14 protein-coding genes are annotated in these 16,553 nt (G+C 70.6%); 7 read left to right on the top strand and 7 right to left on the bottom strand.

The window, feature by feature from the left end; all coding sequences use genetic code 11:
- Window positions 1-63 precede the first annotated feature (63 nt).
- Window positions 64-1,851, bottom strand: coding sequence for an arginine--tRNA ligase (gene argS / locus AOK15_RS06695; protein WP_055513777.1), 1,788 nt, complete (start codon window positions 1,849-1,851; stop codon window positions 64-66).
- Window positions 1,852-2,273: 422 nt separating this feature from the next.
- Here argS and lysS point away from each other — a divergent pair, with 422 nt between their 5' ends.
- A complete protein-coding gene (gene lysS / locus AOK15_RS06700) occupies window positions 2,274-4,019 on the top strand; it encodes a lysine--tRNA ligase (RefSeq protein WP_055513779.1) in 1,746 nt (581 codons plus the stop codon).
- A 70-nt stretch (window positions 4,020-4,089) separates the two neighbouring features.
- Here the strand turns inward: lysS and AOK15_RS06705 are convergent, their stop codons facing one another.
- From AOK15_RS06705 to AOK15_RS06715, 3 genes are all read right to left on the bottom strand, one after another.
- Window positions 4,090-5,442 carry a DUF2637 domain-containing protein gene (locus tag AOK15_RS06705; protein ID WP_055513781.1) on the bottom strand — a complete coding sequence of 451 codons (1,353 nt, stop codon included), beginning with the start codon at window positions 5,440-5,442 and terminating at the stop codon, window positions 4,090-4,092.
- A 241-nt stretch (window positions 5,443-5,683) separates the two neighbouring features.
- Window positions 5,684-6,685: a hypothetical protein gene (locus AOK15_RS06710; RefSeq protein ID WP_240508330.1), complete on the bottom strand. Its 1,002-nt coding sequence runs from the start codon at window positions 6,683-6,685 to the stop codon at window positions 5,684-5,686.
- Between the two features lie 142 nt (window positions 6,686-6,827).
- Window positions 6,828-7,757 carry a hypothetical protein gene (locus tag AOK15_RS06715; RefSeq protein ID WP_055513786.1) on the bottom strand — a complete coding sequence of 310 codons (930 nt, stop codon included), beginning with the start codon at window positions 7,755-7,757 and terminating at the stop codon, window positions 6,828-6,830.
- 215 nt (window positions 7,758-7,972) lie between these two features.
- Between AOK15_RS06715 and AOK15_RS06720 the strand changes: the two genes are divergently transcribed.
- Window positions 7,973-9,166, top strand: coding sequence for an RtcB family protein (locus AOK15_RS06720; RefSeq protein WP_055513788.1), 1,194 nt, complete (start codon window positions 7,973-7,975; stop codon window positions 9,164-9,166).
- A 105-nt stretch (window positions 9,167-9,271) separates the two neighbouring features.
- Here AOK15_RS06720 and AOK15_RS06725 read toward each other — a convergent pair whose 3' ends face one another.
- Window positions 9,272-9,709: an ester cyclase gene (locus tag AOK15_RS06725; RefSeq protein ID WP_055513799.1), complete on the bottom strand. Its 438-nt coding sequence runs from the start codon at window positions 9,707-9,709 to the stop codon at window positions 9,272-9,274.
- A 103-nt stretch (window positions 9,710-9,812) separates the two neighbouring features.
- Here AOK15_RS06725 and AOK15_RS06730 point away from each other — a divergent pair, with 103 nt between their 5' ends.
- Window positions 9,813-10,589, top strand: a complete 777-nt coding sequence (locus tag AOK15_RS06730; RefSeq protein WP_055513790.1) for an SDR family NAD(P)-dependent oxidoreductase — start codon at window positions 9,813-9,815, stop codon at window positions 10,587-10,589.
- Window positions 10,589-10,816: a hypothetical protein gene (locus tag AOK15_RS06735; RefSeq protein ID WP_055513792.1), complete on the top strand. Its 228-nt coding sequence runs from the start codon at window positions 10,589-10,591 to the stop codon at window positions 10,814-10,816. Before AOK15_RS06730 ends, AOK15_RS06735 begins: the two co-directional genes overlap by 1 nt.
- Here the strand turns inward: AOK15_RS06735 and AOK15_RS06740 are convergent, their stop codons facing one another.
- Entirely contained in the window at window positions 10,817-11,698 is an 882-nt protein-coding gene (locus tag AOK15_RS06740; RefSeq protein ID WP_079058339.1) for a helix-turn-helix transcriptional regulator, read from the bottom strand.
- Between the two features lie 139 nt (window positions 11,699-11,837).
- Between AOK15_RS06740 and AOK15_RS06745 the strand changes: the two genes are divergently transcribed.
- Window positions 11,838-12,917, top strand: a complete 1,080-nt coding sequence (locus tag AOK15_RS06745) for an LLM class flavin-dependent oxidoreductase (RefSeq protein WP_185093910.1) — start codon at window positions 11,838-11,840, stop codon at window positions 12,915-12,917.
- A gap of 207 nt (window positions 12,918-13,124) precedes the next feature.
- Here AOK15_RS06745 and AOK15_RS06750 read toward each other — a convergent pair whose 3' ends face one another.
- Window positions 13,125-14,435 carry a glycosyltransferase family 4 protein gene (locus tag AOK15_RS06750; protein WP_055513795.1) on the bottom strand — a complete coding sequence of 437 codons (1,311 nt, stop codon included), beginning with the start codon at window positions 14,433-14,435 and terminating at the stop codon, window positions 13,125-13,127.
- A 244-nt stretch (window positions 14,436-14,679) separates the two neighbouring features.
- Here AOK15_RS06750 and AOK15_RS06755 point away from each other — a divergent pair, with 244 nt between their 5' ends.
- Window positions 14,680-15,447 (top strand): response regulator transcription factor, encoded by a 768-nt coding sequence (locus tag AOK15_RS06755; protein ID WP_205632089.1) that lies wholly within the window; start codon window positions 14,680-14,682, stop codon window positions 15,445-15,447.
- Window positions 15,448-15,458: 11 nt separating this feature from the next.
- The coding region (locus AOK15_RS06760; RefSeq protein WP_055513797.1) for a sensor histidine kinase at window positions 15,459-16,553 on the top strand (1,095 nt) is incomplete at its 3' end.

Raw genomic sequence — 16,553 nt, forward strand, 5'->3', positions numbered from 1 at the left:
ACGTGGGGGTGTCCCCGCGCGAAGGGTAACGGCCGTTGCGGTCAGCGCAACGGCCGTCGCCCGTCAGAGGCGCTCGGGGGTCCGGATGCCCAGCAGGGCCATGCCGCGGTGGAGGGTGCGGGCCGTCAGGTCGATCAGGAACAGACGGTTCTCCACGACCTCCGGCGCGTTGTCCGGGGACAGCACGTGGCACTGGTCGTAGAACGTCGTCAGCAGCGTCGCCAGCTTGAACAGGTACGCGGCCAGCTTGTGAGGCTCGTACCCCTCCGCGACCTCCGCGATCGTCTCGCCGAACTGGTCCAGGTGCAGACCCAGCGCCCGCTCCGCCGGGGCCAGTTCCAGCTCCGGGTGCGCGGCCGGACGGGTCTCGCCCGCCTTCCGCAGGATCGACTGGATACGGGCGTACGCGTACTGGAGGTACACCGACGTGTCGCCGTTCAGCGACACCATCTGGTCCAGGTCGAACTTGTAGTCCCGTACGGCGGACGTCGACAGGTCGGCGTACTTCACCGCGCCGATGCCCACGTACCGGCCGTTCTCGACGATCTCCTGCTCGGCCAGGCCCACCTTCTCGGCCTTCTCCCGGACCACGGCCGTCGCCCGCTGGACCGCCTCGTCGAGGAGGTCCTCCAGCCGGACCGTCTCGCCCTCACGGGTCTTGAACGGCTTGCCGTCCTTGCCGAGGACCGTGCCGAACGCCAGCTGGTGCGCCTTCACGTCGTCGTTCAGCCAGCCCGCCCGGCGGGCCGTCTCGAAGACCATCTTGAAGTGCAGCGACTGCCGGGCGTCCACGACGTAGAGCAGCGTGTTCGCCTTCTGGTGGAAGACCCGGTCGCGAATCGCGGACAGGTCGGTCGCCGCGTAGCCGTAGCCGCCGTCCGACTTCTGCACGATCAGCGGGACCGGGTTGCCTTCCGGGCCCTTGATGTCGTCGAAGAAGACGCAGAGCGCGCCCTCGGAGCGGACCGCGACCCCCGACTCCTCCAGCAGCCGGCACGTCTCGTCCAGCATGTCGTTGTAACCCGACTCGCCGACGATGTCCGGGTCCCGGATCTCCATGTCCAGCTTCTCGAAGACCGAGTAGAAGTAGATCTTCGACTCGTCCACGAACCGCTGCCACAGCGCGAGCGTCTCCGGCTCGCCCGCCTGCAGGTCGACCACCCGGCGCCGGGCCCGCGTCTTGAACTCCTCGTCGGAGTCGAACAGCGCCCGCGACGCCTTGTACAGGCGGTTCAGGTTCGACATGGCCTCCTCGCCGGAGACCGCCGTGTCCTCGCCTTCCGCCTTGTGGTCCAGCTCGTGCGGGTGCTCCAGCAGATACTGGATCAGCATGCCGAACTGGGTGCCCCAGTCGCCGATGTGGTGCCTGCGGACCACGTTCTCGCCGGTGAACTCAAGGATCTGGACGACCGCGTCACCGATCACCGCGGAACGGAGGTGGCCGACGTGCATCTCCTTCGCCACGTTCGGCTGGGCGTAGTCGATGACCGTCGTACCGGGGCGCTCCGCGAGCGGCACGCCGAGGCGGACCTCGTCCGCGTAGCGCTCCGCGAGGTTACGGGTGATCGCCGCGTCGGTGAGGGTGATGTTGAGGAAGCCGGGGCCCGAGACCTCGATCTCCTTGATCAGGTCGCTGGTCACCCCCGACTCGACCTTCGCGACGACCTGCGTCGCCAGCTCCCGCGGGTTCGCCTTGGCCTTCTTCGCCAGGGCGAGGATGCCGTTGGCCTGGAAGTCCGCCCGGTCGCTGCGTCGCAGCAGCGGGTCCGCGGGGGCCTCCGGCAGGGTGGCCGAGAGGGCGGTCGCGAGGCGCTGGTGGACGGAGGCGGTGAGGGACGTGACCGGAGCCATGAGATGGGGAGCCGTTCTCCTCGGGGTACGGGTGGATGTCGTTCAGTATCCCACGGGGGGTAAAGGGGTTTTCGGGCGAGCGGAGGGCGCGTCATGGCTCGGGGGTGCGCGGTTCGTCGGCGGGTGCGGGTGGGTCGTGGTTTCTCGCGCAGTTCCCCGCGCCCCTGAAGGGATCGGGCCTGCGGCCCGCCCTTCGTCCTGAAAAGCACGGGGCGCAGCCCCGGTCGCTTTTCAGGGGCGCGGGGAACTGCGCGACAAGCCCCCACTCACCCGCACCCGCCGACGAACACGCACCCCCGAGTGACTAGGCGCCCGACCCCCCTCAAAACGCGGTTTCGTGGTTATGGCCAGAGCTGGGAGAATGGGCCCCGTCGGCCGGGGACCGTACCGGTCGGCCCGGAGAACACTCAGAAAAAGAGGACGTGCCGATCGTGGCTCAGAGCACCGAGACCACCGACTGGGTCTCCCGTTTCGCGGATGAGGTCATCGAGGAGTCGGAGCGTCGGGCCCCGGGCAAACCGGTCGTCGTCGCGTCCGGGCTCTCCCCGTCCGGCCCCATCCACCTGGGCAACCTGCGCGAGGTGATGACGCCGCACCTCGTCGCCGACGAGATCCGCCGGCGCGGCCACCAGGTCCGCCACCTGATCTCCTGGGACGACTACGACCGCTACCGCAAGGTCCCGAACGGCGTCGACGGCGTCGACGGCACCTGGGCCGAGCACATCGGCAAGCCCCTCACCTCCGTCCCGGCGCCGAAGGGCTCCGCCCACCCCAACTGGGCCGAGCACTTCAAGGCCGCGATGGTCGACGCGCTCGCCGAGATGGGCGTCGAGTTCGACGGGATCAGCCAGACCGAGCAGTACACCTCCGGCGTGTACCGCGAGCAGATCCTCCACGCCATGAAGCACCGCGGCGACATCGACGCGATCCTCGCCCAGTACCGCACCAAGAAGGACCCGGCCAAGAAGCCGCAGTCGCAGAAGCCGGTGGACGAGGCCGAGCTGGAGGCCGCGGAGGGCTCCGGCGCAGCCGCCGAGGACGACGGCAGCTCCGGCTCCGCCGGGTACTTCCCGTACAAGCCCTTCTGCGGGCAGTGCGAGAAGGACCTCACCACCGTCACCGCCTACGACGACGCCACCACCGAGCTGTCGTACACCTGCACCGCCTGCGGCTTCGCCGAGACCGTCGCGCTGAACGAGTTCAACCGCGGCAAGCTCGTCTGGAAGGTCGACTGGCCGATGCGCTGGGCGTACGAGGGCGTCGTCTTCGAGCCCAGCGGCGTCGACCACTCGTCCCCGGGTTCGTCCTTCCAGGTCGGCGGGCAGATCGTCGGGATCTTCGGCGGCAAGCAGCCCATCGGCCCCATGTACGCCTTCGTCGGCATCAGCGGCATGGCCAAGATGTCGTCGTCCAAGGGGGGCGTGCCCACCCCCGCCGACGCGCTGAAGATCATGGAGCCGCAGCTGCTGCGCTGGCTCTACGCCCGCCGCCGGCCCAACCAGTCCTTCAAGATCGCCTTCGACCAGGAGATCCAGCGGCTCTACGACGAGTGGGACAAGCTCGACGCCAAGGTCACCGACGGCTCCGCGCTGCCGGCCGACGTGGCCGCCCACTCCCGTGCCGTGGGAACCGCCGCCGGTGAGCTGCCCCGCACGCCCCGCCCGATGCCGTACCGGACCCTCGCGTCCGTCGCCGACATCACCGCGGGCGCCGAGGCCCAGACCCTGCGCATCCTCAGCGAGCTCGACCCCACCGACCCGCTGTCGTCCCTCGACGCCGTACGGCCCCGCCTCGACAAGGCCGAGGCCTGGATCAACACGCACGTCCCCGCCGACCAGCGGACCATCGTGCGCGACGAGCCCGACGCCGAGCTGCTGAAGTCCCTCGACGAGCAGGCGCAGGGCTCCCTCCGGCTGCTGCTCGACGGACTCGCCGACCACTGGTCCCTCGACGGGCTCACCCATCTCGTCTACGGCGTGCCCAAGGTCCAGGCCGGGTTCTCCGCGGACGCCACGCCCAAGGAGCTCCCGCCGGAGATCAAGACCGCCCAGCGGTCGTTCTTCGCGCTGCTCTACCACCTGCTCGTCGGCCGTGACACCGGCCCGCGCCTGCCCACGCTGCTCCTCGCGGTGGGTCAGGACCGGGTACGGGCCCTGCTCGGCGAGTAGCACCCGCACCGACGCGGAGGGGGCGCCCGGTGATCACCACCGGGCGCCCCCTCCGCGCGTTTCACGTCGCTCACGCGATGTGGTCGTCCTCCAGCTCCGCGGTGTGGCGGTTCTGGAAGCGCAGCACCATGCGCTTGGCCTCGGCGTCCAGGACGCTGACGCCATAGGTCATCTGGATGTTGTCGCTGAACTCACGGGGGGTCGGGTACCCGCTGCCGGCACTTATCGACTGCTTGAAGACCTGGTAGTACGCCTCTTCGTCCGGCTCCGGAGTACCGCCGCCCTCGCCCAGCTCACGGGTGCGGCCCGGGGCCACCGGAATGGGGAAACTGCCGGTCTCCTCCGGCGAGGGCTCCTCCACCGGCGCCCCGGTCTCCTCGAACCGCTGCTGCTGGTACTGCTCGGCCGGGTACTGGTCGGCCTGGTACTGCTCCCGCTGGTACTGCTCCGGGTCCTGTTCCTCGTACCACCGCTCGTACTCCTCCTCAGGGTCGTACGACGGGTCGTAGCCGCCCTGGTAGGGGACCTCCTGCGGATGGCGGGCGTGCAGCCAGGGACTCTCCTCGGGCGGCGGTTCCTGCTCGGCGTACCCCTGCCGCTCGTACTCCGGGTACTCCGGCTGCCGCGGGGCGGGGACGCTCTCCAGCTGGCGGCGCTGCTCCGCGGCGGGCGCGGCCACCCCCGCACGGGCCGTACCGGCGACACGGTCCTCCGCGGCCCGGCCGACCTCGACCTGCGGCGCCGGCGGCAGCAACGTCGGCTCGATGCCCGCCGCGGCCAGACCCGCCGGGGCCGTTTCCGCGAGCGGGACGCCGTAGCGGGCCAGGCGCAGCGGCATCAGGGACTCCACCGGGGCCTTGCGGCGCCAGGCCCGGCCGAAGCGGGAGCGCAGGCGGGCCTGATAGACGAGACGTTCCTGCTCCAGCTTGATCACCTGGTCGTAGGAGCGCAGCTCCCACAGCTTCATCCGGCGCCAGAGAAGGAACGTGGGGACGGGCGAGAGCAGCCAGCGCGTGAGGCGCACGCCCTCCATGTGCTTGTCGGCGGTGATGTCGGCGATACGGCCGATCGCGTGCCGCGCCGCCTCGACCGACACCACGAACAGCACCGGGATCACCGCGTGCATCCCCACACCGAGCGGGTCCGGCCAGGCCGCCGCGCCGTTGAAGGCGATCGTCGCCATCGTCAGCAGCCACGCCGTCTGCCGCAGCAGGGGGAAGGGGATGCGGATCCAGGTCAGCAGCAGGTCCAGGGCCAGCAGGACACAGATACCGGCGTCGATACCGATCGGGAAGACGTAGGAGAAGTTCCCGAAGCCCTTCTTGACGGCCAGTTCCCGCACCGCCGCGTAGGAACCCGCGAAGCCGATCCCGGCGATGATGACGGCGCCGAACACGACCACGCCGATGAGAACGCGGTGCATTCGAGTCAGCTGCATTGGCGCGGCCACCCGTACTCCCCTCCCCTTGCGTGTTGTTGCGCGCAACAGGGTGGCACATGTGTACGGCAAACGGGTTGCCGGTACGCATCGGGCCCGGCCCCCGAGAGGACCGGGCCCGGACGAAACCCCTGGTGAGGGCGGGCGTCACCCGCCGCGCATTACGAGTTGGGCACTACGCGGGCCCGGCTCGACCGGCCCGCTGAGGACCGGTCGTGCGCGTCCGCTATCGCGAGGTCTTCCGCGTGGACGACGAGCCGCTCGTCGAGGTCTTGGAACCCGAGCCGGAACCGCTGTCGGAGCCGGTGCCCAGATCCGAACCGGAACCCGAGCCCGCCGCCTTCGTGGCGCCCTTCGACGGTGACTTCGACGGTGACTTCGACGCGGACTTGGACGGTGACTTCGACGCGCTCGCCGACGGGGACGACCCGCCGCCGTCGCCGTCGTTCGCGTCCTCGACCGCCTCCACGACCTCCTTCGCCGCGGACTTCGCCGACTTCAGCAGCGCCGCCGGGTCCGGGCTCTTGTCGCCGGCCAGACCGGCGCCGTTGTAGTCGAGCGTGACGACCACGTTCTCCGTGCGCACCACGATCGTCTGCTGCTTGAAGGTGTCGCCGTCCTTCTTCAGGTCGTAACGCACCACCGTCGCCTCGTCGCCCGTGCCCGTCACCGGCTCCGTCTTGACGTTCTTCGCCCCCTTCACCGCCTTCGCGGCGGTCACCTTCGACTCGAACGCCTCGTGCGCCCGGTCCTCACCCGGACCGTTCGCCGCGTCCGACGCCAGCAGATGCAGCGACACGCTCAGCCAGCGGTACTGCGAACCGTCCACACCGTTGTTGTCGAGGCTGGTCCAGCGGCAGTCGCCGGTCACGTTCTCCTCGGCGGTGTTGATCGCCTTCCCCGACTTCGCGCCCTGCGGGACCAGCGACTTCAACGTCTTGGATTCGAACACCTCGCAGGCGTCCGGCAGCACCGCGTACGCCGCCTCGACCACCTCCGGCGTCGCCGACTTCGGCGGCGCCGAGGTCGCCCCCGCCGACGGCTTGTCCCCCGACGCACTGCCGGAGCCGGAGTCCGACGAACAGCCCACCGCCACCAGCATCACCGGGACGACAGCGGCGCCGACGAGCACCCGTGCCCGCCCCGGACGCCCGGCACGAGCGACGCCCGTGCCCCGCGCGGTACGCGACTGCTGCTGACGATGACCTGACTCTGCGGCTCGTTGCATGGTTCCTTCACTCATGACGTTCATCACGCTCGTGGTTCCTGCGGTCGGATCGGGTCCGAGGGGCCACGGTACGCGGTGAGGCGGAAAGGCGGTCCTGAATCAGGGGGTTCGGCGGGCCGCCCACCGCACCCCCGGAAACCGCTCACTCGTCGAACGCCTCCGCGAGCAACTCGGCCAGATTCCGGGCCCTGTCCTGCATTTCCTCGCTGTCCGGCACATCCGTCGTCGTCGCCGGCTGCTCCTCGTACTCGATCGTCACGATCACATTCGACGTGCGGAACACCACAGTCACCGTGCGCTGCCGACTCGTCCCGAGCGCGTCGTCCAGGAACGCCTCGTCCCCGAGACCGTCGAGCGTGCGGGGCAGAAGAGAGGCCGGAGTGGCGGACGCGGAAGCAGAACCGGACGCATCGGAAGAACCGGATGATCCGGAGGAGTCCGAAGATTCCGACGAACCGGAAGAGCCGGACGGCTTGGAGGACTTGGGGGACTTGGAGGACTTGGGGGATTCAGCGGCGTCGGAAGGTGAAGCGCTCTGCGACGGAGCCGCCGAGGAGTCGCCGTCACCCTCCCCTCCATTCCCCTCGTCCCCTTCGCCGGCCCCCTCGGTCGAGCTCGGCGACGGCTCCGGGAGGTCCGCGGCCTCCACCTTGCCGCCGTACACCTCCTGCGCCTTGCTGTCGTCGCTGACCGTGCCGTCGAACGACACCACGCGCTCGAAGTCGACGAACAGATAATCGGTGGCGGTCGGCGACTCCACCTTCCAGCGGCAGCCGGCCTTCCGGTCCGTGTCGTAGGTGAGCGTCGCCCGCCCCTCGTACGCCTCCTCGCGCTGCTCCGCGTCCGGGAGTTGCTTCAGGCCGGGAAGGAGGGCTTCGAGGGTGTCGTCGTCGATGGAGCCGCAGGCTTCGGGGAGCGTGTCGTAGCGGCCGGGCTGCGCGGTCGAGGCGGACGCGGTGACCTCGCCGGGGCGGGGGTCGTCCGGGGTGCCGTCGTCGCCCGATCCCGTGCACGCGGTCAGCACTGCCGCGAGGAGCACGGCGACGCCGGGTACGTACGCCTTCCGCTGCACCGTGGGGGCTCCTCTCGACGGGGTCCCTGGGGGACGCCTGCGCAGTTCTGTCCTGTGGCCTGTGCGTATTTCACTTGCCGACCGGGGGTGACCCCCGGGCACCATGTGTATCGCACGCACTGCCGCGGACGCCGGTCCGGCATCCCTTTCGTTGACCTTGGCGCCGGTTTTGCGTTCTGAGACTTTTGCATGAATTGCGGGGGAATGAGGCTGAGATGTCGTATGTAGAGATACCGGGCGCGAAGGTGCCGATCCGGATGTGGACCGACCCCGCGTCGGTGGAGGATGTCGCCCTCCAGCAGCTCCGCAACGTCGCGACCCTCCCCTGGATCAAGGGGCTGGCCGTGATGCCGGACGTCCACTACGGCAAGGGCGCGACGGTCGGGTCGGTCATCGCGATGCGGGGTGCGGTGTGCCCCGCGGCCGTGGGTGTGGACATCGGCTGCGGCATGTCCGCGGTGAAGACGTCACTGACCGCCAACGACCTGCCGGGCGACCTCTCCCGCCTGCGGTCGAGGATCGAACAGGCGATTCCGGTGGGGCGGGGGATGCATGACGAGCCCGTCGATCCGGGACAGCTGTACGGCTTCGCCTCGGCGGGGTGGGACGACTTCTGGGGACGTTTCGACGGTGTGGCGGAAGCAGTCAAGTTCCGTCATGAGCGGGCGCAGAAGCAGATAGGAACCCTGGGCAGCGGAAACCACTTTGTCGAAATTTGCGCGGATTCGACCGGTTCTGTCTGGCTCATGCTGCACTCCGGCTCTCGCAACATCGGCAAGGAGCTCGCGGAGCACCACATCGGCGTGGCCCAGAAGCTGCCGCACAACCAGGACCTGGTCGACCGCGACCTCGCCGTCTTCGTCGCGGACACCCCGCAGATGGCGGCCTACCGCAACGACCTGTTCTGGGCGCAGGAGTACGCGAAGTACAACCGCTCGATCATGATGGCGCTCCTCAAGGACGTCGTCCGCAAGGAGTTCCGGAAGGCGAAGCCGACTTTCGAGCCCGAGATCAGCGCGCACCACAACTACGTGGCCGAGGAGCGCTACGACGGCATGGACCTGCTCGTGACCCGCAAGGGCGCGATCCGTGCCGGCTCCGGCGACTACGGGATCATTCCCGGCTCGATGGGCACCGGTTCGTACATCGTGAAGGGCCTCGGGAACGAGAAGGCATTCAACTCCGCGTCCCACGGCGCGGGCCGGCGGATGAGCCGCAACGCGGCGAAGCGTCGCTTCACGACGAAGGACCTGGAGGAGCAGACGCGGGGCGTGGAGTGCCGTAAGGACTCCGGCGTCGTCGACGAGATCCCGGGCGCCTACAAGCCGATCGAGCAGGTCATCGACCAGCAGCGGGACCTGGTCGAGGTCGTGGCGAAGCTGAAGCAGGTCGTCTGCGTCAAGGGATGAACACGGCCAGGGGCGGCGGGGCGGCGCGGCCTCCCCGCCGCCTCCCGCCCGCTCCCACCGCCGTCCTCGGAGTGCCCGCTGCGTCGGCTCCCACCGCGTCAGCTCCTACTGCGTCAGTTCCTCCGGCAGCAGGCCCAGTTGGTCGAGGAACTCCAGTTGGTCGAAGTACAGCCGGTAGCTGGTGATCCGGCCGTCCTTCACCGTGGCGAAGTCCACGCCGTGGAGGGTGATGTCCTTCTGGGTCGCCGGTAGGGACGTGCCGTCGGGGAACGCCAGGGGGCCGGTGTTCCTGCCGCTGTAGATGCCCTCGTCGATCGCGGTGTCGCCGACCTCGTAGGAGCTGAGCGACTCGAAGTGGGCCTCGGGTACGGCGTCCGTCATCTGGCGCCAGTACTCGGCGATGTTCTCCCGGCCGTGTATCTCGCCGCCGTCCGGTGTGTGGGCGACCGCGTCCTCCGCGAAGAGGTTGCCGATGGTCTTCGGGTCCTGATGTGTGGTGAGGGCCTCGGTGAGCTGGTCCATGACCTCGCGCGCCTGTCCCATGATCCACCTCCTGAACAGGGGATCACCCGTCTCGTTCATCTCATTGTCCCACCGCATGCCTATCCTGGCCGGGCAACTCCGTCGCCGCGCACCAGGAGCACTCATGGCCACCGCCGCACCGTCCGCCGCCTCCCGTATCGCCGTCGTCACGGGTGCGAGCAGCGGCATCGGCGCCGCCACGGCCCGGGGGCTCGCCGCGGCGGGGTACCGCGTCGTGCTGACGGCGCGCCGCAAGGACCGGATCGAGGCGCTGGCGGAGGAGATCAACGCGTCGGGCGGCCAGGCGACGGCGTACGCGCTGGACGTCACGGACCGGGTGGCCGTGGACGAGTTCGCGACGGCCTTCCGGACGATCGGCGTGCTGGTGAACAACGCGGGCGGCGCGCTCGGCGCCGACCCGGTGGCCACCGGCGACCCCGCCGACTGGCGGCGGATGTACGAGACGAACGTCCTCGGCACCCTCAACGTCACCCAGGCCCTGCTGCCCGCGCTGACCGCGAGCGGAGACGGCACGGTCGTCGTGGTGTCGTCGACGGCGGGGCACGGGACGTACGAGGGTGGCGCGGGCTATGTCGCCGCCAAGCACGGGGCGCATGTCCTCGCGGAGACGCTGCGGCTGGAGATCGTCGGGACGCCGGTGCGGGTCATCGAGATCGCGCCGGGGATGGTGAAGACCGAGGAGTTCGCCCTGACCCGGTTCGGCGGGGACGAGGCGAAGGCCGCGCGGGTGTACGCGGGGGTCGCGGAGCCGCTGACCGCCGACGACGTGGCCGACACGATCACCTGGGCGGTCACCCGACCCAGCCATGTCAACGTCGACCTGCTGGTGCTGCGCCCCCGTGCCCAGGCATCCAACACGAAGGTCCACCGGGAGCTGTGATGCCGCCGGAGCAGCGGGAACCCGACACCGAGCAGCGCCTCGACGCCGAGCAGCGCCTCGATTCCGAGCAGCGCCTCGACGCCGAGCGAGACCTCGACTCCGAGCGGCGCCGGCTCGTCGAGGAGAAGAAGAACGAGCGGTACGTGTGGTGGTACCTGGCGTACTTCCTCTTCGGCATCCACCTCGTGGCGTTCGTGATGATCTACGCGGTCATGCACGCCAAGTGATCAGCCGGGCGCGGGCGGTGCGGAGGCTCCGCGATTCACGGACGTGCCCACGGACGTGGCCACAGACGGGTTGACGGCCGGGGCCACGGCCTCCGCGTACGCCGTCGGCGGGACGCCCACCGTCGCAGTGAAGTCGCGGACGAGGTGGGCCTGGTCCGCGTAGCCGAGGTCGGCGGCGAGTGCGGCCCAGTCGACCGCGCGTTCGGTCTCGGCGCGTTCCAGGGCCTCGTGGATGCGGTAGCGGAGGATGACCCACTTGGGGCCGACGCCGACGTACGCGGCGAACAGGCGTTGCAGCAGCCGTACGGAGAGGCCCTCGGCGCGGGCGAAGTCGGAGACGCGGCGCACGGCGCGGTCGGTGCGGACGCGGTCGACGAGCGTCATGGCGAGGTCCGCCTGGGAGTCGGGGCGGGGGTCGAGGCCCAGCAGGAACGCGTCCAGGGCGGCGACGCGGGCGTCCTCGTCGTCGGGGGCGAGGACGGTGTCGGGGTCCGTGCCCGGGTACACCTCGGGGTGCCGTACGCGGCGGCCGGTCCAGTCGGACACGGGGCTGCCGGGGGCGAAGGGACGGAAGCCGCCGGGCCGGAACTGGATGCCGCAGACCCGGCCCCTGCCCTCCAGTTTCTGGGTGAACAGGCCGAGCCCGACGCCGGAGACCTCGGCGAGGGGGGCCTGTCCCTCGTACCGCTGGAAGACGATGTTGACCGAGGGGTGCGGGACGACCTGGGAGACGTACGGCTCGGGCAGGTCCCAGTCGATCAGCCAGTAGTGCTCCAGGTAGGGGCGGAGCGGTGCGGCGGGTTCACGGCGGCGGAAGCGGACGCGCGCGAAGAGTTCCGCGGCGTCCACGATGCCTCGGGTGTCACGGCGTGGGGCGGCCATGGGGAGAGGGTAGGGACGGGGACTGACATTCTGCGGGGCATGGGGAGGCCGGTGCGCGGTGCCGGCGGAATAGTGGAAGCGGAGCACCTGTTTGGCGCTATGGTTGAATCATAAACAACCTGAGAGGGTGGCAACGATGATGCAGTTCGGGATCTTCAGCGTCGGTGATGTGACGCCGGACCCCACGACGGGCCGTACGCCGACCGAGCGCGAGCGCATCAAGGCGATGGTCGAGATCGCGCTGAAGGCGGAGGAGGTCGGCCTCGACGTCTTCGCCACCGGTGAGCACCACAACCCGCCGTTCGTGCCCTCGTCGCCCACGACCATGCTGGGCTGGATCGCCGCCCGCACCGAGCGACTGATCCTCTCCACCGCGACCACCCTCATCACCACCAACGATCCGGTGAAGATCGCCGAGGACTTCGCGATGCTCCAGCACCTGGCCGACGGCCGGGTGGACCTGATGATGGGCCGCGGCAACACCGCGCCGGTCTACCCGTGGTTCGGGCAGGACATCCGCCAGGGCATCAACCTCGCCATCGAGAACTACGCGCTGCTGCACCGGCTGTGGCGCGAGGACGTCGTGAACTGGGCGGGCAAGTTCCGCTCGCCGCTGCAGAGCTTCACGTCCACGCCGCGGCCGCTGGACGGGGTGCCGCCGTTCGTCTGGCACGGGTCGATCCGCTCGCCCGAGATCGCCGAGCAGGCGGCGTTCTACGGTGACGGCTTCTTCCACAACAACATCTTCTGGCCGGCCGAGCACACCCAGCGGATGGTGGAGCTGTACCGGGAGCGCTATGCCCACCACGGGCACGGCACGCCCGAGCAGGCGATCGTCGGGCTCGGCGGGCACGTGTTCATGCGGAAGAACTCCCAGGACGCGATACGGGAGTTCCGCCCGTACTTCGACGTCGCGCCGGTGTACGGCCACGGGCCGTCCCTGGAGGACTTCGCCGAGCAGACGCCGCTGACCGTGGGGTCGCCGCAGCAGGTGATCGAGAAGACGCTGGCCTTCCGTGAGTACGCGGGCGACTACCAGCGGCAGCTGTTCCTCGTCGACCACGCCGGGCTGCCGCTGAAGACGGTGCTGGAGCAGATCGACATGCTGGGGGAGGAGGTCGTGCCGGTACTGCGGGAGGAATTCGCGAAGGGCCGGCCGGCGGGGGTCCCGGACGCCCCGACCCACAAGGCGCTGGCCACCGCCGGGGCCGAGGGCTGAGGGTCACCGGCGGGGCGTGGGCTGTTGGCCGTCGGCGGGTGTGGGCTGAGGGGCGCCGGCGGGTGTGTCAGCTGCGGGCCGCCGACGGCGAGTTCGCGGGCTGAGGGTCGACGTCAGGGCCGTGGGCCATGGGCGCCAAGGCCGTCGGCTGACGATCGCCGCCGGGCGGGCGAGGGTCGTGTCCCGCCGCCGGGGCCTCGGTGCGCTTCAGGCCGCGCGGTGTCCGTGACTGTTCGCGGTCGCGGTCGCGCGGCGGAGGCGCACCGGTGACAGGCCCGCGCCCCGCAGCGGTGACAGGGCCGCCCTCTTCCCCGCGGCGGCCCGGTGGTGCAGCCAGACGCGCGTCCTCGTCGTCCAGCTCTCCCAGGTGCGCTGGAGCCTGGTCGCGCGGAGTTCCTCGAACAGTTCCTCGTACCGCGTCACGATCGGGGCCGGGTCGTAGCGGTGGGCCGACTTCAGGGCCGCCCGGCCCATCGCGCGGCGCAGGGCGTCGTCGGTGACGAGGTCCAGGATGGCGTCGGCGAGCGCGTGCGGGTCGTCGACGGGGACGAGGCGGCCGTCGACGCCGTCGGTGATGATCTCGGCGGGCCCGAGCGGGCAGTCGGTGCTGACCACGGGGACCGCGCAGCGCATGGCCTCGACGAGGGTCATGCCGAAGGACTCGGCGTCGGAGGCGCTGACGACGAGGGAGGCGCGGGCGAACTCGTCCTCGATGGGGGTGTGCGGGCCCATCAGATGGGCGCGGCCGGTGAGGTCGAGCTCCTCGATGAGGGTCTCGAGGCGGTCCTTCTGCTTGCCGCCGCCGTAGATGCGCAGCTCCCAGTCGGGTTCCTTCGGGGCGACCTTGGCGAACGCCTCCAGCAGGAGGTCGAAGCGCTTGCCGCGGGCGAGGCGTCCGGCGGCGGCGATGACGGGGGCGGTGCCGTCCGAGGGGGCGGTGCCGGGCGCGGGGACGATGTTGGGCACGGACATCACCCGTACACCCGGCAGTTTCATCCGTGTGCGATACACCTCGGCGTCGGCGGCCGTGGTCGTGACGACCGCGTCCAGGGTGCGGTAGTGGCGGGCGAGGACCGCGCGCAACTGCTTGGAGTGGGCGTCGTGACGCAGGTGTTCCTGGCCGATGCGCAGGGCGCGGTGGGGCGCGAAGCGGGAGACGTACACGTTGAGGCCGGGGCGGGTGCCGATGACGATGTCGGCGTCGCAGCCTGCCAGATAGCCGCGGACGCGCCGGTCGGTGAGGCGGCTGTACTGGCGGTGGCGCTTGTCGGCGGTCGGGAAGTCGACGGCGGGCCGCATCTGGGCCGGGTCGCGCAGGTCGGCGCTGTTCGCGCGGATGTCGACCAGGGGTACGAGGGTGATCCGGGGGTCGACCGTGAAACGGGGTTCGTCGCGGTGGCGGGACATCGACGCGATCTCCACGTCGTGGTGGTCCGCGAGGGCCGACGCCAGGTTGAGGGTGGTTCGGACAGTGCCGCCGATGGCGTACGCGTTGTGCAGCAGGAACACGATCTTCATCCGGCGGCTCATGCACTACCTTCCCGACGGTATTGACGGTGTATCGGAGAATTGGGGCAGGTTACGACCCTTTTTACTGCATCCATCCTCTCCGTCCGGGTTCCCTTGCGGGCCGGTGTCACACCAACACCGTCCTGCGGCGGGGTAAGCCAGCCGCGCGGTCGTGGTGAGAGGCCGGTAAGAAGGGGCGTTCGGGCGCACTCGGCGAGGTGGTGCGCGGCCGTGACCTTGGCAGACTGGTGGGGTGCCCCAGAACGTGCTGCTCGCCGAGGACGACCGAGCCATCCGCCATGCCCTGGAGCGGGCCCTGACGCTGGAGGGCTACGAGGTGACGGCGGTCGCCGACGGCGTCGAGGCGCTGGCGCAGGCGCACCGTAGGCAGCCCGACGTGCTCGTCCTCGATGTGATGATGCCCGGCATAGACGGTCTCCAGGTGTGCCGCGTGTTGCGTGCCGAGGGCGACCGGACGCCGATCCTGATGCTCACCGCGCTGGTGGAGACCGCCGACCGGATCGCCGGGCTCGACGCCGGCGCGGACGACTACGTCGTCAAGCCGTTCGACGTGGAGGAGGTCTTCGCCCGGCTGCGCGCGCTGCTGCGCCGGACCGGCAACTCCGGTGACCTCACCGGGAAGTCGTCCCCGGAGGCGTCGGGCCCGGTGGCGCCGGGTGCCGTGGGTGCGGCGGGTGCGGCGAGTCCCGCGCAGGAGTCCGGGCTGGTGTCGGCCGCCGGGGTGCGGATGGACGTGCAGGCGCGGCGGGTGTGGCGGGGGTCGCGGGAGCTGGAGCTGACGCGGACCGAGTTCGACCTGCTCGAACTGCTCGTGCGCAACGCGGGGATCGTCCTCGACCACGCCACCATCTACGACCGTATCTGGGGCTACGACTTCGGGCCCGGTTCCAAGAACCTCGCCGTCTACGTCGGCTATCTGCGGCGCAAGCTCGACGAGCCCGGGGCGCCCGCGCTGATCCACACCGTGCGGGGTGTGGGGTACGCGCTGCGGGAAGACTGAGGCGGCGGGCGGTGCCGCAGCGTCTCGTCCGGCTGCTGTCGCGGGTGCCGGCCCGGCTGCGTCCGGTGCCGTCGCTGCGGGCGACGTTCACCGTGTCGTTCGTGGCGGTGGCGTGTGTCGTCACCGTGCTCGTCGGGATCCTCAGCTACAGCGCGGCGGCGCGGCTGGTGCGGGTGGACCAGCAGACCGTGTTCGCCGAGGTGGTCCGCGATCTGCGGGAGCTGGTGGAGCAGGACCGGCTGGGGCCCGAGGACTTCGCGCCCTCGGACAGCGGCGGCCCCCGTGACGACCTGATCCGCTCCGGCCGTACGGATGTCCAGGTGCTCGGCCCCGAGGGGCAGATCCTCGACAAGGGCGACCCCGGTCTGCCCGTGCGGCCGGCCGACCGCCGGACCGCGGCGGCGAGGTTCGCCGGGACGATGGTCGAGCACGGCGAGGTCGAGGTGGGCGGCGGCCGGTACCGGGTGGCGACCGTCGCGCTCGGCGGCGGGCGTGGGGCCGTGCAGGTGGCCCAGGAGTTCAGCGACACGGAGGACCTGCTGCGGGAGTTGCAGCAGCGGACCCTGCTGTTCGTGTCGGGTGTCGTCCTCTCGGCGGGCTTGTTCGGCTGGTGGCTGGCGCGGCGCCAGACCCGGCGGCTGGTGCAGCTGGCCGGGGCGGCGGAGGACGTGGCCAGGACGGGGCACCTGGGGATCCAGGTGCCGGTCACGGGCCGGGACGAGGTGGGGCGCCTCGGGCGGTCCTTCGACCGGATGCTGGTGCGGCTGGCCCAGTCGGAGGAGGACCAGCGGCGGCTGGTGCAGGACGCGGGACACGAGCTGCGGACCCCGCTGACCTCATTGCGGACGAACATCTCGCTGCTGCGGCGCATCGACGAACTGCCCGCCCGGGTGCGGGAGGAACTGGTCGACGACCTCGCCCAGGAGGCCCGCGAACTGACCGACCTCGTCAACGAACTGGTGGACCTCGCCGCCGGGCAGTCGAGCACGGAGCCCATGCAGCGGGTGCAGCTCGCCGACATCGCCGAGGACGTCGCGGCGACCGCGCGGCGGCGCACCGGCCGGGAGGTCGCCGTACGGGTGGAGGGCGACACGACCGTCGAGGGG

The organism is Streptomyces ossamyceticus, from assembly GCF_001418475.1.
Classification (GTDB): Bacteria; Actinomycetota; Actinomycetes; order Streptomycetales; family Streptomycetaceae; genus Streptomyces; species Streptomyces ossamyceticus.

Coding starts and splice junctions, on each gene's coding strand:
- argS (WP_055513777.1), bottom strand. CDS start 1,851: ATGGCTCCGGTCACGTCCCTCACCGCCTCCGTCCACCAGCGCCTCGCG.
- AOK15_RS06705 (WP_055513781.1), bottom strand. CDS start 5,442: ATGCACCGCGTTCTCATCGGCGTGGTCGTGTTCGGCGCCGTCATCATC.
- AOK15_RS06710 (WP_240508330.1), bottom strand. CDS start 6,685: ATGCAACGAGCCGCAGAGTCAGGTCATCGTCAGCAGCAGTCGCGTACC.
- AOK15_RS06720 (WP_055513788.1), top strand. CDS start 7,973: ATGTCGTATGTAGAGATACCGGGCGCGAAGGTGCCGATCCGGATGTGG.
- AOK15_RS06725 (WP_055513799.1), bottom strand. CDS start 9,709: ATGGGACAGGCGCGCGAGGTCATGGACCAGCTCACCGAGGCCCTCACC.
- AOK15_RS06730 (WP_055513790.1), top strand. CDS start 9,813: ATGGCCACCGCCGCACCGTCCGCCGCCTCCCGTATCGCCGTCGTCACG.
- AOK15_RS06735 (WP_055513792.1), top strand. CDS start 10,589: ATGCCGCCGGAGCAGCGGGAACCCGACACCGAGCAGCGCCTCGACGCC.
- AOK15_RS06740 (WP_079058339.1), bottom strand. CDS start 11,698: ATGGCCGCCCCACGCCGTGACACCCGAGGCATCGTGGACGCCGCGGAA.
- AOK15_RS06745 (WP_185093910.1), top strand. CDS start 11,838: ATGCAGTTCGGGATCTTCAGCGTCGGTGATGTGACGCCGGACCCCACG.
- AOK15_RS06750 (WP_055513795.1), bottom strand. CDS start 14,435: ATGAAGATCGTGTTCCTGCTGCACAACGCGTACGCCATCGGCGGCACT.